A 15847-nucleotide genomic window follows, 5' to 3' on the forward strand; every position below is an offset into this window, starting at 1 on the left:
ATAAATTCGATGGTTTGATTGGGTGATTTACTTAATTGTATTCTAACATCATTTTTAAAGAATGATAATCTTTTTGGATATTGGCATCAGTTGTCAGCAGCTCTTTGACCTTATCGCAAGCGTGCATCACTGTGCTGTGATCACGACCGCCAAACACTTGCCCAATCTCAGGATAGCTGTCTTCGATCAGCTCACGAATCAGTGCCATGGCTATCTGGCGTGGGCGTGCGATGTGGCGAGCGCGCTTTTTGCCCATCAAATCCTTGGGTGATAACTGATAATATTCAGCCACCAAATCACGGATACTCTCGGCATTCATCGCACGGGCGCGAGTCTGCACTTGATCTTTGATGGAATCTTTGACCAAAGGCAAAGACACTGGCTCATTGCGTAAAATCTGTGCCGACAGCTGCACTCGCTTTAACGCCCCTTCAAGGCCACGCACATCGGATGGCAAATTTTGTGCCATGTATAACGCACATTCTCTGGGCAATTCCAAATTGAGCAAACTGGCTTTTTTCTCCAAAATCTGCACACGCATTTCCATATCTGGCGGCTCAATCGCCAACTGCAAACAAGCCGACAAGCGTGACACATACCGCTCGCCAAAGCTGGTCATCTGCGACGGCGGACGATCGGACGCCAGCACCACTTGCTTGCCGCTGCCTTTGACCGAAAAAGCGTCAAACAATTTCATCAAAATCTCGGTAACTTTGGGTGCTTTGGCACCGCTGACCATATGCACATCATCGATGATTAACAAATCTGCCTTACAAATTTCTTTTTGCATTTGTTCAATATGATTGGTGCGAAATGCGTCCAAGGTGATTTGATAAAAATGATCTTTGGTGAAATAAAAAAACTGCTTGCCGTATTTTTGGTAGCGGTGTGCCATGGCATGCATCAGGTGCGTCTTGCCAAGCCCTGACGAACCATAAACAAAAATCGGCCCATAATTGTGCTTAATGTCTTTTTTGGACAACTCATTACAAGCATTATAAGCGGCGGCATTGGGTTTGCCTTTGACAAAAGTATCAAAACTGAACGCTGGATCAATCGGCAGACCTTCGACCAGTCCCTTGACTTGTTTTTTGGCTTTGGGTTTTTTGTCGTCGCTGGGCTTATTGGGTGTGGTGCTGACCGCCATCTCGATGCGTACCGCTTGCACCTGACCGCCACCATATTCCAAAACCAGCTTACTGATCATCGACAAATAATGCTCTTTGACGTGCTTGACCCACATCATGTTGGGTGCCAAAAGCAACAGCATGCCATCATTGAGTTCGGCTTTTAGCGGTGCAATCCATTGGCGATAGTCTTTTTCTGCCAGCTGAAATTGCAGCTCTGACAAACATTCTTGCCACAAGCTACCACCACCATCTGATGATGGCGATTGTTCTGGTGCCGCTGTATCTTCAAACAAACCCATGATTGATCCTAAAACCCAAAAAATTACCCAATTTGTCAATAATAAATAACTACTAAAATAAAACTTAAATTAAATTTATCTTTGGCAATCACAAAAGCCCAAACCCAAGCTTTTTGATGTCTAAATACTAACACAATTTTGGCAAATATCAAGCATTATTTTTTGTGGATAACTTTATGAAAAACTCTGTGGATAACTCAAAATACGAAGTTTTGCACAAAATTTTAACAAGTTACTAACATCAATTTCCACAATATAACTTAATGATTTTTAATATAAAAATAGACTTATCAACAGATTTTGCCTGTGTATATTATTGTTATATCTTGTGTTAAATTTTAACAATAAAGGATTGAAAATATTGTGGATAACTTTTTTGTAACAGATAAAAATCACAAAATTTTTGCCAAAATTTAAGCCATTTTCCAAACATTTTTCAAATAAAAACTTTGCATGACTGACCAACAAAATCGTATTTGTGTAAAAATCTTGACTTTAACTTTGGCTTTTGGTAGAATTTTTAGGCTTTTATCTTTTTAAAAGCAAACTTAACTAGTTAATGTTCCTGTTAATTGGTCATTTGACCCAATTAACATCAGTCCAAAAGGGCTAACATCTTTAAAGGTGATTTATGAAACGTACATTTCAACCAAGCGTTCTAAAACGCAAGCGTACTCACGGTTTCCGTGCTCGCATGGCGACCAAAAAAGGCCGTCAAGTCTTGGCTCGTCGTCGTGCCAAAGGCCGTCATCGTTTGACTGTGTAATCATCACACAGCAAATCATGCAAAAGCACCGCTTCTGTCGGTGCTTTTTTTTGTGCCAAGTGATTTATTTGGACGAACTGCCACAAAAACCGTGCTACAATGATTGATTTTAGCACAACAACTGACGACAAAACCAACGATTATGCAAACACAGACGACGACACATGGTTTTACAAAAACCGATCGGTTATTAACCGCTGGCGAGTTTCAGCGGGTTTTTGCCGCACCGATAAAAAAAATCCACACCGCACATTTGCTGGCTTTTATTGCCAAAAATGATGGTAACACTGCAAGGCTTGGTCTTGCCATCACCAAAAAAAAGCTCAAAAAAGCGGTGGATCGCAATCGCATCAAGCGGCTGACTCGTGAGCAATTTCGCCAATCAAAAACCAATTTGGCTGGTATTGATATGGTGGTGATTGTCAAAGTTGGTTATGACAGAGCCTTTGACATCGCCCCTGAAGTCGCTGAAATGTTTAGTAAAATTAATAAATTGTACGGAAAATAATTTTCACGATAAGGATTTATTAATTAGATATGATTAAAAATCTGATTTTATTGATAATTCGCTGTTATCAGCAATACATCAGCCCGATGCTCTCGCCACGCTGCCGTTATTACCCGACTTGCTCAACTTATGGCAAGCAGGCGATTATTTGGCATGGTGTCGGTCGGGGCTTGCCTTTGCTGCTGTGTCGTATCGGTCGCTGCCACCCATGGGGCGGCTCAGGCATTGATTTTGTGCCATTGCCTTTGTATCGCTATCACTATACGCCAGCTTGTGTCGCGTTTGCATTGCCTTATCGTGATCGACAAAGTTATGTATCTAGACTCAATCATTTGATGGCAAACAGCTAGGCAGGCAGATAAACTGCTTAAAAATTCATCAAAAATCTGATTTGCTTGAATCTATACTTTATAAATATGAATATTTTCTAGGATTTTGGCCGTATTTTTAGTACAATAAAGGGTTTGGTAATTAATCTAGGCTCAAGCTTTGTGCCATTTATCGCTTAATGGATTTGAAATTTATGCAAAAAATTCTTCGGATTTTAATCATCGTGGCGATGCTGATTACAGCATATCTGCTGATTTTGGCATGGCGTGATGATTATGCAGGCACACCTGCAACCACACAGCCTGTGGCAACTCAAAGTACGCACGCTGACATACCAACTGCTCAAGGTGGCGATGTTCCAAGTCTAACCGCCGATGTGGCTGCCGATACGCAGGCGACTGCCGATCAGCTGATCAGCGTCAGCACTGACCGCTATGACATCAAAATCAATCCAGTGGGCGGTGATATCGTCTATGCGGCATTAAAGCAATACAATGCCACCAAAGGCAGCGATGAGCCATTTGTGCTGCTTGAACAAACCAATGCACGCACTTATGTGGCACAATCAGGCTTGATTGGGCGTGATGGCATCGATACCGCCGAATCTCGAGCGGTGTATCGCAGTCCACGCAGCAGCTATGAGCTGGATACGGCGGCAGGTTCATTGCAAGTGCCTTTGATTTATCAAAAAGACGGCGTAACCATCACCAAGACCTATACCTTTAATGCTGGTCAATACCCAATTAACCTAAGCTACAATATCAATAACAATTCTGATAAGCCGTGGCAGGGTCAAATGTATGCCCAGCTAAAACGAGATGCCAGCAAAGATCCGGGGCTACAAGATAAGGGCATGCTTAGCATGGCGACTTATTTGGGTGGTGCTTGGGGTGTGCCAAGCGATCCTTATAATAAGCTAAAATTCACCAATTTTGGCGACGGCTTGAACATCAAGAGCAAAGACGGCTGGGTGGCGATTGTGCAGCATTATTTTGTTTCTGCTTGGACGCCGTCAAGCAGCTTTGATGCTCAATTTTTTGCACGCACCACAGGCAATGATTTTTATATCGGCTATAATAGCCCAGTGGTCAATGTGGCGGCGAACAAGCAAATCACCCTAAATAGCACCTTATACGCTGGCCCAAAAGTACAATCTGAAATGGCACCAGTGGCAGAAGGCTTAAATAAAACAGTGGATTATGGCTTATTATGGCCAATCTCCAAAGTGCTGTTTGCCATTTTGGACAATGTCCATAAGGTGCTTGGCAACTGGGGCTGGTCAATCATTGCCTTGACTTTGATTGTTAAAATTGCCTTATTTTGGCTATCAAACAAAAGTTACACTTCGATGGCAAAAATGCGTGCTATCGCTCCAAAATTGCAAGCACTTAAAGACAAACACGGCGATGATCGCATGGCAATGAGCCAAGAGATGATGCAGATTTATCGTGACGAAAAAGTCAATCCGATGGCAGGCTGCTTGCCGATTTTGATTCAGATGCCGATTTTCTTATCTTTGTACTGGGTATTGGTTGAATCCATTGAGCTGCGTCATGCCCCCTGGATATTGTGGATTACCGACTTGTCAGCGATGGATCCTTGGTTTATTTTGCCGATTTTTATGGGTGCTACGATGTTTGTCCAACAAATGCTTAACCCACAACCGACCGATCCGATGCAGGCCAAAATGATGAAAATTTTGCCAGTGGTATTTTCGATCTTTATGCTGTGGTTCCCAGCAGGTTTGGTGCTGTACTGGACGGTAAACAACCTGTTTAGCATGACGCATCAGCATTTGGTCAATAAGCGTGTCGAGCGTGAAATGCAAGCACGACAAGCCAATTAATTGCTCTTAATGATAAAAATCCCGCAGTTCTAGCAACTGTGGGATTTTTTTTGTTGGCAATTATTCATTTAAAAATGATAGAATAAAAGGTTAATTTTTGCAAATTTTATCAAAATTATGACAATACTTTCTCAGCAGCCGACCATTGCCGCCATTGCTACGCCGATTGGTCAAGGCGGTGTCGGTGTGATTCGCCTGTCAGGTAAGCATGCCTATCAAATTGGCTGTGCCATCACACGGCGTGATTTCTTGACGCCACGAAAGGCACACTTTAGCGGTTTTTATGGCCAAGATGCCATTATTGACGAAGGGGTGGTGATTTATTTTCAAGCACCGCATTCGTTCACTGGCGAAGATGTGGTTGAGCTGCAGGGGCATGGCGGCATGGTGCTGCAAAATATGCTGCTGGCTCGTGCGTTTGAGCTGGGGGCTCGGCAGGCGACAGCAGGCGAATTTTCGTATCGTGCTTTTGAAAATGATAAGATTGATTTGGTGCAAGCCGAAGCAATCAGCGACGCCATTGCTGCCACTTCGGTAGCACAAGCCAGCAGTGCAATCCGCTCATTGACTGGCGAATTTTCCAATAAAATCAATCAGTTATCTGATAATCTGACCCATTTGCGACTGTATGTTGAAGCAGCAATCGATTTTCCTGATGAAGAAGATGTGGATTTTTTGTCCGATGGTGTGATTGAGAATAAATTAAATCATATTCTATCAGGTATTGATGATATTTTGGCAACTGCCAAGCAAGGTCAGCTCTTGCGTGATGGCGTGCATGTGGTGCTGGCAGGCAAGCCCAATGCTGGCAAATCCAGTCTGCTCAACCGACTGTCTGGCACGGACAGGGCCATCGTTACCGACATCGCTGGTACCACTCGTGATACGCTAGAAGAAACGCTGGTGCTGGGCGGCTTGACCGTGCATTTGACGGATACCGCAGGACTGCGACAAACTGCCGACAAGGTAGAGCAAATCGGCATTCAGCGTGCATTTGATGCGATTAATAAAGCCGATGTGCTGCTGATGGTTTATGATGTGACTGCAGAGTCTGACCCTGTGGCACTGGCTCATGAATTGTTTGCTGATGAATTGGCGGTGGATTTGTCCGAGATGATGCAGCAAAAGCTGATTATGGTGGCAAATAAATGCGATTTATTGACGGGTAAGCCTGTTGATACAGTTTCATGTAAAACTGATACATTGCCTACCGTTGTTCATGTTTCATGTGAAACCACAGAAGGCATCGATAAACTGGTGCAGGTTTTGAGTGATAAAGCGGGCTTTCACCCACCTGAAAACAGTTTGATTGCCCGTACTCGCCACATCGATGCACTAAAGCGTGCTAAGCAACACGCCATGCAAGCTCACGAGCAGCTGACTTATTATCACGCAGGTGAGTTGGTAGCAGAAAGCCTAAGACAGGCCCAACAGTCTTTGGGTGAGATTACAGGGCAGCTGAGTGCCGATGAGCTTTTGGGGAAAATTTTCTCAAGTTTTTGTATTGGCAAGTAATGAATTTTACTTTATTAAATTGTTAGTTAATTTAGTAAAATTATCATCATTGTCTAAATAATCAAAAATCAAATAAAAAGTTCAGATTTTTGTATTTTTAACATTTTTCTAAATAATCAAAATTAAAAGGAGTGGCAATGCACTGCCCTTTTTGTAATGCAGATGATACCAAGGTCATGGATTCTCGATTGGCAGCGGCGGGTGCCCAGGTACGCCGTCGCCGTCAGTGCATGGCGTGCGGTGAGCGTTTTACCACTTTTGAGGTGTGTGAGGTGGTCATGCCACGCATCATCAAAGCCAGTGGACGCATTGAGCCTTATGACCAGAACAAATTACGCCGTTCGATTGCTCTACCACTACAAAAACGCCCCATCAGTGCCGATGAGATAGAAATTAGCATCAACCACATTGAGCAGGCTCTGCGTAAGCTGGGTGAGCGAGAGGTGGCAAGTAAGGTGCTGGGTGAGATTGTGATGAGTGAGCTTAAGGCGTTGGACGATGTGGCTTATGTTCGCTTTGCCAGCATTTATCGAGATTTTCAGGATATCAGCCAGTTTCAAGAGGAATTGGACAAGATTAATCTGCCAAAAAATGGTGAAATTTCATGAACTTATCCAAGTTCTCATCATCGCAAGATGTTTATTTTATGATGTTGGCGATTGATGAAGCCAAAAAGGGCATTTTTACCACTCGCCCAAATCCTGCAGTCGGCTGCGTATTGGTCAAAGATGGGCAAATCATCGGCACAGGCTACCACCCCAAGGCTGGCGAGCCGCACGCTGAGAGATTTGCCTTGCGTGCTGCTAACAATCAAGGCTTTGACACCACTGGAGCAACAGCCTATGTGACGCTTGAGCCATGCAGCCACACTGGACGCACGCCGCCTTGTGCCGATGCGCTGATTGATGCCAAAGTGGCTCGTGTGGTGATTGCAAGCCTAGATACCAACCCCAAAGTTGCTGGCAATGGCGTCAAAAAATTGCAAGCTGCCGGCATAGAAGTTGTTACAGGTGTTTGTGAGTTTGAGGCCGTGCAGCTAAATCGTGGGTTTTTAAAGGCGATGGCAACAGGTATGCCTTATGTCCGCCTAAAAGTCGCTGGCAGTTTGGACGGCCGCACTGCCATGGCGTCTGGTGAGTCCAAGTGGATTACTGGCAGCGGTGCCAGAGAAGATGTGCAGCAGCTGCGTGCCAAAAGTGCCGCCATCATCACAGGCTCTGGCACGATTATCGCTGACAACCCTGCCTTAACGGTGCGTAGCAGTCGCTTGGGCATCGCCAGCGAACAAATCCCCATGCCAAAAATTGTCGTTGTCGATCGCAGCTGTCGCCTTCAGTTGGGTGATGATTATCAAGTGTGCCAAAATGCCAATACACTGCTTTGGCGAGATGATTTGGCGAGTCTTTTGGCGACTTTGGTTCATCAATACCAGTGCTACGATGTGTTGGTCGAAGCAGGCAGCAGGCTGTCTGGGGCATTTGTCGCCGCTGGATTGGTCGATGAATTGATTGTTTATCAAGCACCGTGTATTTTGGGGGCGACAGCACAGCCGATGTTTGGCTGTCAGCTTGAGCAGTTGTGCGATCAGTACCGTTTTGCGCTACACGCTGTCGATAGAATTGACCAAGACATTCGCCTAATTTATCATAAATTAGCTTAATAAATCGTGTAATAAAATTTAGAGATAAAGCAGTTATCCACAGACTGATTTTAATAAAAAATTCTGAAAATTTTGTGATAATGATAAATTTTAGCTTGTGGATAACTGATGAAATCACGATAAATTTTAGCAATAATTTATACATAACTGATTGATTTTTATTTACTTTTTAAGTAAGTGAAGTCATAAAAATTTTAAAATTTTAGCTTGTGGATAACTTGTGTTTTTGATTATCACACCAAAATAGATTTTGATAACAAGTTAAGTTATCCACAAATATCGGAGAGCTGTGATGTTTACAGGAATTATTGAGATCACTGGCACTATCAAGGCGATTAATCAAGTCGGTGGTGATGTGCAATTGGTGATTTATGCACCAGATATGGATTTTGGTGATGTTCAGCTGGGCGATTCTATTGCATCAAATGGCATTTGTTTGACGGTGGTATCAATCGGCAATCAAACCTATGCGGTCGATGTTTCCCGTGAAACTTTGAGCAAGTCTACCCTGCATCAGTGGCGAGTTGGCGACACCATCAATCTGGAAAAGGCCATGCTACCAACCACACGCTTTGGCGGACATATTGTGGCAGGTCATGTTGATGGTGTGGGTGTGGTGCAGCACATCGCCAAAGATGCTCGCTCAATTTATATCGAGATCAAAATCCCAGCCGAGTTGATGCGTTATACAGCGGACAAAGGCTCAATCACGGTGGACGGCATCAGCTTGACAACCAACGCCATCAAGCCTGAGCAAAATTTGGTTTGCTTAAACATCATTCCACATACCGCCGAACGCACCAATATTGCTCGGCATTGGTCGGTGGGGGCGTTGGTAAATATTGAAGTGGATTTGGTTGCCAGATACCTAGAGCGGTTATTGCTTGGTCAAAAAGATGCCAAATCAGCCACCAACATCACCGAAGAGACACTTGCCAAAGCAGGTTTTTATTTATAATTATTTAAATAAAATAAATAATTATAAGGTTAAAAATTATCATATTTAAAATATAATAGTTTATTAATATTTGATAATTTTAATTTTACTATATGTTTTTATAAATTAGAAAAACTACATAAAAGGTCAATTATGACAATATCACAAAATAATCAAAGCAACCAAAATGGCAAATTGCGAGTGGTCTTTGCTGGCACACCAGAATTTGCTGCCGTCAGCTTACAACGATTAATCGCCATGCAATCTGAGCTAAATATCGAGATTGTCGCTGTCTATACTCAGCCTGATCGCAAGTCTGGCAGGGGACAAAAGCTTACCGCTTCAGCAGTAAAACAAGTAGCACTGGCACACGATATTCCTGTGGAGCAGCCTGTCAGCTTTAGCCTAAAATATGAGCCAGACGATGGCACTGGCGGTAAGTTTTCACGTGAAACATTGGCAAAATACCGCCCTGATGTGATGGTTGTGGCGGCATACGGCTTGATTTTGCCATTGGGTGTACTAAATACACCGACATTTGGCTGTCTTAATATCCATGGTTCGCTACTACCAAGATGGCGGGGAGCGGCGCCGATTCATCGTGCGATACTCTCAGGCGATACTGAGACTGGCATTACCATCATGCAGATGGCTCAAGGGCTGGATACTGGCGACATGCTGTATAAGGTAGCATGCCCAATTGACGAAACGGACACGACGGTAACTTTACATGATAAATTGGCCGATTTGGGTGCAGATGCGATTGTTGCGGTTTTGCAGGATTTGCCAAAATATCAAGCGATGGCAGAAGTCCAAGACGACAGTCAAGCCAACTATGCCGAAAAAATCCACACCCAAGACGGTCAGATCGATTGGCAAAATGATGCGTATTTCATTCATCGTCAAATCCGTGCGGTCAATGCATTTTCTCATCTAAATGGTGAGCGAATTAAAGTTATTTCTGCCAAGCTCATCAAGGCAGATCAGACAACTTGTGAATCTGCTGGTAAAGTTGTTAGCGTGGGCAAAAATGCCATTTTGGTTTCATGTGGAACATCTGATGATGGCATACAGCATTTGATTAATCTGACCAGTTTACAATGGCCGGGCGGCAAACCTTTAAATGCAGAACAAATTGCCAATTCAGATAAAGTTAATGATGGCGATATTTTTGAGATGATAACAAATGTCTGATAATTTTAATAAACTTAACAATAAAACGCTATCTGTTCGTGCTAAAGTTATCTTAGTTATTGAAGAAATACTAAACGGCAAGTCATTATCATCACACCTTGAGCCTTTGCTTGTGTCTGTTGGTGATAATAACCGTGGTTTTGTGCATGAGATGCTTTTGGGGACATTACGCCAGTGGTGGGCGTTGGCACGAATTACCGACAGTCTGATTGAAAGACCAGTTTCGGATAAAGGTGTTTTGGCGGCATTACACATCGGTCTGTATCAGCTACTTTATATGAATACGGCAGAATATGCGGCGATTAATGATACGGTTAATGCGCTCAAAGAGCTTAATAAGGACTACGGCACAGGCTTGGTAAATGCCATTTTGCGAAAAGTGCAAAAATCGGCCGGCAAATACCGCAAAAAAGTACAAAAAAATCACAGCCTGCCCAATTGGCTTGCCAAAGAACTCAAGCAAGATTGGCCAATGGTTTATGATGAGCTGGGTACTTCTTTAAGACAGCCTGCACCGATATTTTTGCGAACCAATGTCAAGTTTACCACTTTGGATAATTATTTAGTTTTACTAAATAATTTTAATGTTGATTTTGAAGTTGTGCCACTTGGTGTGAGTGATGAGCATGGCATATTATTAAAAGACGCAATAAAAATCAAAAACCTGCCAAACTTTTTACAGGGTCATGCCAGCGTACAAGATCGCCATGCACAGATTTTGGGGCATTTATTAAAATCGGTAAATCCGCCCAAAAATTTTAGAATGTTGGACGCTTGCACTGCCCCCGGTGGGAAATTGACCCAAGTGCTAGAGTTGGCGACAAGTGGCGTGTTTCATGTGGAACATATCACCGCCCTTGATAGCGACAGCGAGCGACTTAAGCGAGTGCATGATAATTTGTCAAGATCACAAGTGGCTGACATGGCAGATGTGATTTGTGCCGATGGTACAACTTATCAAGCGGACGCACCCTTTGATGTGATTGTGCTTGATGCACCTTGCACCGCCACAGGGGTGATTCGTCGACACCCTGATATTGCTCTTTTGCGGACAAAAGACGATGTCCAGCAGACGGTTGAATTGCAAGCTGAGATTTTGCAAAATTTATGGAAAAATCTGGCGGTGGGCGGCCATCTACTGTATGTTACTTGCTCGCTGCTTAAGGCAGAAAATGCCATACAGATTGAGAATTTTTTGGCAAAAATGCCTGATGCTGCGGCGGTGGATTTTACTTTGACTTTGCCAAATCAAATCAAGCAATCTGTGGGCTATCAATGCCTGCCGCTGTCAAAAGACGACGGCGATGGTTTTTATTATGCGGTGTTACAAAAGCGGTAAAAGTATCCAAAATCGTGGATATGATTGATTTTGGTTGTCAGCCAGTTTGGTTGGTTAAGTTTGGCTGGGCTGTGTGATTATTGTCCGTGATGATGGTTTTGGCTTTGATGATTTTATAAAAATATTGCCAAAAGTCTTAACGAATTTTGGTCAAATTATGCTACAATTTATTTATGTGAAAATCTGTTAATTTGGGAAAAATTATGAAATATATTAGCACTCGTGGGCAGACAGCACCGATGTCATTTAGCGATGTTCTTTTGATGGGTTTGGCACCAGATGGTGGCTTGATGTTGCCCGAAAGCTATCCGCATATCGATGGCGATACGCTGAATCGCTGGCGTAAACTGAGCTATACTGAGCTGGCTTTTGAGATTATGTCATTATTTGCTACCGACATTCCTGCCGATGATTTGCGTGAAATTATTAAGAAAACCTACACAAAACAAGCCTTTGGTAGCGATGAAATTATCCCAGTAACCAAGCTGTATGACAATTTGTCTTTGCTTGAGCTGTCCAATGGCCCAACGCTTGCCTTTAAAGATGTGGCGATGCAGTTTTTGGGTAATGCCTTTGAATATGTCCTAAAACAAAAAAATGAACGCTTAACCATCATCGGTGCCACCAGCGGCGATACAGGCAGTGCTGCCGAATATGCACTGCGTGGCAAACAAAATATTGAAGTGTTTATGATGTCGCCAAATGGCAAAATGAGTGCTTTTCAGCGCGCCCAAATGTACAGCCTAGACGATGCCAATATTCACAATATCGCTGTCGAAGGTATGTTTGACGATTGCCAAGATATTGTTAAAGCCTTGCAAGAAGATGCGGCATTTAAGGCAAAATACAGCCTTGGCACGGTCAATTCGATCAACTGGGGTCGTATTTTGGCACAGATTGTCTATTATTTTAAGGGATATTTTGCAGCGACGACGGACAATTCACAACAGGTGAGCTTTTGTGTGCCGTCTGGCAATTTTGGCAATGTCTGTGCTGGACATATCGCCAGAGAAATGGGCTTGCCGATTGCTCGCTTAATCGTGGCGACTAACGAAAACGATGTGTTAAACGAGTTTTTTAACACTGGCAAATACACCCCACGCAAATCCAGCGAAACTTATGTAACTTCTAGCCCATCGATGGACATTTCAAAGGCGTCAAACTTTGAGCGATTTGTCTTTTTATTATTAAATAAAGACAGTGAGCAAGTGGCGAAATTGTTCAATGATGTCAAAAATGGGCAGGGTTTTGATTTGTCGGACAAATTGGCGACGGTGGCGGACAGATTTGGCTTTGTCGCTGGCAAATCCACACACCAAGACCGCCTAAATACCATCAAAAAAGTCTATGACGAAACCCAACGACTCATCGATCCGCACACCGCCGATGGCGTCAAGGTGGCTCAGGAAGTCCAAAACGCTGGCGAATATATTTTGGTGGCGGAGACGGCATTGCCTGCCAAATTTGAAGAAACCATCGCTTTGGCGGTCGGTGATGTGCCACTACCAAGACCTGAGCATACTGTGGGACTTGAGAATAAGCCGCAGTATGTTACCGTCGTCCCAAATGACGCCAAAGCTGTGGCGGCATTGATTGAGCAGCACATTATCGCACGCTAAGTGATGGCTTATTCATCATTATCCGCCAAGCAGTCAGTGTTGGCACTTTGGTATGTGACCAACACTTCGCTGATTTCTTATTATAAATTAATCAAGCACTGCGGTGATGCACAGGTAGCACTGACGGCTGACGGGTCGCTGTGGAAAAATTTGGCGATTCATGCTGCACACATCAAGCGTTGGCAAGATGTCGCCGATGTGCTGGCTTTTATTGATAAGGTTACTCGTGAAACTGCCATCGGTAGCTATGAGATGTGTTTTTTTGGTGATGACAATTATCCACCAATGCTGAACGACATTTACGATCCGCCGCCAGTGCTGTTTTATCGTGGCAATGTTCAAAGGCTGAGCGATCGGCAAATTGCCATCGTCGGCAGCCGAAACCCCACCCCTGATGCCGAAAAAATCACTTTTGATTTGGCACAATATCTGGTGCAGTCAGGCTATACAATTACCAGCGGCTTGGCACAGGGTGTGGATCGGCAGGCACATTTGGGGGCGTTGGCACAGTTGCCGAGCATGGCAGGCCACACGGTGGGCGTGATGGGAACAGGCATCGATGTTTGTTATCCACGCAATCACAATGCACTGTTTGCTCAGATTGTCCAAGATGGCGGCTGCTTGATTACTGAGCTGTTGCCAGCGACGCCAGCCAGTAAGCATACTTTTCCTAGGCGTAATCGCTTGGTGGCTGGGCTGTCATTGGCGACGGTGGTGACAGAAGCTGCCCTACAAAGTGGCTCACTGATTACCGCACGGCTGTCTGCCGAGCAGGGCAAGCAGGTTTTTGCTATACCAAGTCATATCAATAATCAAAATGCCGAAGGCTGCCACCATTTGATTCGTGAAGGGGCGACTTTGGTGTACCACCCCAATCAGATTTTGGAAGATTTAAGCCGTCAAAGTGCCGAGTTTTTTAACGCTTTACCCAAGCATTTTGGCGAAGGCTTGTCAGTTTATGGCGAAATGTCGGCAACGGCTGAGCCAGCATTTACCCAGTCGCAGCCATCACAGCCTTTGGCGGATACGCACGCAGCCACCGCCACAAATACAAACCAAACGCCTTTTGTACCTGAACATCTGTCAAAGCTGTATGCTTGCCTAGATAAACCATGTGATTTGGACAGTTTGGTGGCAGCAAGTCAAAGCGATGTCGCCACCATCTTGGCGGGCTTGATGGAGCTTGAGATTTTGGGGCTGATTGCCCAAAGCGGTGGACGCTATGCCAAAGTCTAAGCTGATTTTTACACCAGATGAGTTGCCTGCCACTGCCGATTATCTAAAACAAGGCGGCGTGCTGGCTTATCCCAGTGAAAGCGTGTGGGGCATCGGCTGTGATGCCTTTGATGAAGTGGCATTATCCCAAATTGTCGCCCTAAAAAACCGCAATTTGGGCAAGGGTTTGATTGTCCTGACCGATACTGCCGAGCGATTATTGCCACTGTTTGCCGATGTTTCACATGAAACCGCCCAACGATACCTTCAGCACATTCAGAGTCAATCACTGCACTTTGTCCAAGAGCATCAGCGAGCGATAACTTGGCTTGTGCCTGTGGCAAAGGATAAGCTGCCACGCATTTTGACTGGCGACTTTGGGACGCTGGCGGTGCGTATCACGCCACACCCCATCTTACAAAAACTGTGCCAAAACTTGGTATCAGACGCCAATCCTTATGGTTTTTTGGTTTCAACCAGCTGCAACCCATCAGGGCAATTACCTGCCAAAAATTTGACGCAGGCGGTTAAATATTTTGGTCATCGGCTGGCGTATCTGGACGCTGTCGGCTTGGGATTTGTCCAGCCCAGCTGCATCATGGACTTGGTTACTGGGCAAGTCGTCCGCTAGGGGCGGATTGGGTGTTTGGTTTGGATTTTCTTCTAAATCTTCTAAATCGCCTCCAGTTTTATTGCTATTATCAGACAAATTATCAGGTGATGTTAGGCTGATAATCAATGCGTGCAGTCGCTGTTTTTCTTGACTAAGTTGTTGTTTTTGTTCATAAAAATAATTATCCCAATCATCAATCGCCACCACAGTTTGATAACTTGAGCTTTGTTTGATTTCGTTGATGCTTTGAATTAACTGGCTAAGCTTGTGATTCAGCTGTTGTTTGGTGATTTTGAGCTTATCAATCTGGGTGACGGTTTGGCTGCGTGATTTGAACACGCCTTTTTCAAGGTCAGCCAAAATCTTTGTAACCCTTGCCAGATCATTTTCTTCATAGGCTTGACGCAAATCAGAAAACACCTGCTCTGCCAGTGCTTTTTGTTCTTCGGGTACACGGTCAGGGTGGCACAGCTGAGATGCTTTTTTATAGCTCTTTTTGAGCTGTTGTTTTTGGTCATTGGTTAGCTCATGGCGGACTTTGGTTTTTTGTTCGTCCCATGTTTCGTGGTATTCTTTTTCGTCTTGGCAGGCTTCCTTGTAGGCTTGCTCGTTTTTTTGTAGTTTGGCAAGCTGTTTATTCATCGCCAAAATTTCAGCAATCAAATCCCCCAGCTCCATGCTGTGACGATGGTTAAAGTCCGCCAGCAGTTTTTCTAGCTCGGTGCGTTCGTCGTCGTACAGCGTGATTTCATGCTCCAACAGGCGGATTTCTAGCTTGAGTGCCACCACATTGGCATCTTGATAGACGCTGATGCTGTGATATTTTTTGATAAAATCATCAATCCGCTCAATCGCCACGCCAAACTGCCGCTCACC

General features: G+C 44.3%; 14 protein-coding genes. 13 read left to right on the forward strand and 1 reads right to left on the reverse strand.

What is annotated here, in order from left to right:
• Nucleotides 1–31 precede the first annotated feature (31 nt).
• On the reverse strand, nt 32–1429 hold the full coding sequence (dnaA, locus tag ACFBZI_RS03720; protein WP_375715095.1) for a chromosomal replication initiator protein DnaA: 1398 nt from the start codon (nt 1427–1429) through the stop codon (nt 32–34).
• A gap of 631 nt (nt 1430–2060) precedes the next feature.
• Here dnaA and rpmH point away from each other — a divergent pair.
• From rpmH to ACFBZI_RS03785, 13 genes are all read left to right on the forward strand, one after another.
• Nucleotides 2061–2195 carry a 50S ribosomal protein L34 gene (gene rpmH / locus ACFBZI_RS03725; protein ID WP_003662232.1) on the forward strand — a complete coding sequence of 45 codons (135 nt, stop codon included), beginning with the start codon at nt 2061–2063 and terminating at the stop codon, nt 2193–2195.
• A 142-nt stretch (nt 2196–2337) separates the two neighbouring features.
• A complete protein-coding gene (rnpA, locus tag ACFBZI_RS03730; protein ID WP_375715096.1) occupies nt 2338–2703 on the forward strand; it encodes a ribonuclease P protein component in 366 nt (121 codons plus the stop codon).
• 29 nt (nt 2704–2732) lie between these two features.
• Nucleotides 2733–3053 carry a membrane protein insertion efficiency factor YidD gene (gene yidD / locus ACFBZI_RS03735; protein ID WP_375715097.1) on the forward strand — a complete coding sequence of 107 codons (321 nt, stop codon included), beginning with the start codon at nt 2733–2735 and terminating at the stop codon, nt 3051–3053.
• Between the two features lie 173 nt (nt 3054–3226).
• On the forward strand, nt 3227–4879 hold the full coding sequence (gene yidC / locus ACFBZI_RS03740) for a membrane protein insertase YidC (RefSeq protein WP_375715098.1): 1653 nt from the start codon (nt 3227–3229) through the stop codon (nt 4877–4879).
• A gap of 117 nt (nt 4880–4996) precedes the next feature.
• Complete coding sequence (gene mnmE, locus ACFBZI_RS03745; RefSeq protein ID WP_375715099.1) at nt 4997–6394, forward strand: tRNA uridine-5-carboxymethylaminomethyl(34) synthesis GTPase MnmE; 1398 nt, start codon at nt 4997–4999, stop codon at nt 6392–6394.
• Nucleotides 6395–6531: 137 nt separating this feature from the next.
• The gene (gene nrdR, locus ACFBZI_RS03750) at nt 6532–7002 is read left to right on the forward strand and encodes a transcriptional regulator NrdR (protein WP_375715100.1); all 471 of its coding nucleotides are present in this window, start codon (nt 6532–6534) and stop codon (nt 7000–7002) included.
• Nucleotides 6999–8054 (forward strand): bifunctional diaminohydroxyphosphoribosylaminopyrimidine deaminase/5-amino-6-(5-phosphoribosylamino)uracil reductase RibD, encoded by a 1056-nt coding sequence (gene ribD / locus ACFBZI_RS03755; protein ID WP_375715101.1) that lies wholly within the window; start codon nt 6999–7001, stop codon nt 8052–8054. The genes nrdR and ribD overlap by 4 nt, the downstream gene beginning before the upstream one ends.
• Before the next feature lie 292 nt (nt 8055–8346).
• Complete coding sequence (locus ACFBZI_RS03760) at nt 8347–9012, forward strand: riboflavin synthase (protein ID WP_375715102.1); 666 nt, start codon at nt 8347–8349, stop codon at nt 9010–9012.
• A gap of 132 nt (nt 9013–9144) precedes the next feature.
• Nucleotides 9145–10185 (forward strand): methionyl-tRNA formyltransferase, encoded by a 1041-nt coding sequence (fmt, locus tag ACFBZI_RS03765; protein WP_375715103.1) that lies wholly within the window; start codon nt 9145–9147, stop codon nt 10183–10185.
• On the forward strand, nt 10178–11524 hold the full coding sequence (rsmB, locus tag ACFBZI_RS03770) for a 16S rRNA (cytosine(967)-C(5))-methyltransferase RsmB (protein WP_375715104.1): 1347 nt from the start codon (nt 10178–10180) through the stop codon (nt 11522–11524). Before fmt ends, rsmB begins: the two co-directional genes overlap by 8 nt.
• 203 nt (nt 11525–11727) lie before the next feature.
• A complete protein-coding gene (gene thrC / locus ACFBZI_RS03775; RefSeq protein WP_375715105.1) occupies nt 11728–13143 on the forward strand; it encodes a threonine synthase in 1416 nt (471 codons plus the stop codon).
• Between the two features lie 3 nt (nt 13144–13146).
• Complete coding sequence (gene dprA / locus ACFBZI_RS03780; protein WP_375715106.1) at nt 13147–14379, forward strand: DNA-processing protein DprA; 1233 nt, start codon at nt 13147–13149, stop codon at nt 14377–14379.
• Nucleotides 14366–14989 (forward strand): L-threonylcarbamoyladenylate synthase, encoded by a 624-nt coding sequence (locus ACFBZI_RS03785; RefSeq protein ID WP_375715107.1) that lies wholly within the window; start codon nt 14366–14368, stop codon nt 14987–14989. The genes dprA and ACFBZI_RS03785 overlap by 14 nt, the downstream gene beginning before the upstream one ends.
• Nucleotides 14990–15847 lie beyond the last annotated feature (858 nt).

Origin of the sequence: Moraxella marmotae, from assembly GCF_042219885.1 — a bacterium.
Classification (GTDB): domain Bacteria; phylum Pseudomonadota; class Gammaproteobacteria; order Pseudomonadales; family Moraxellaceae; genus Moraxella; species Moraxella marmotae.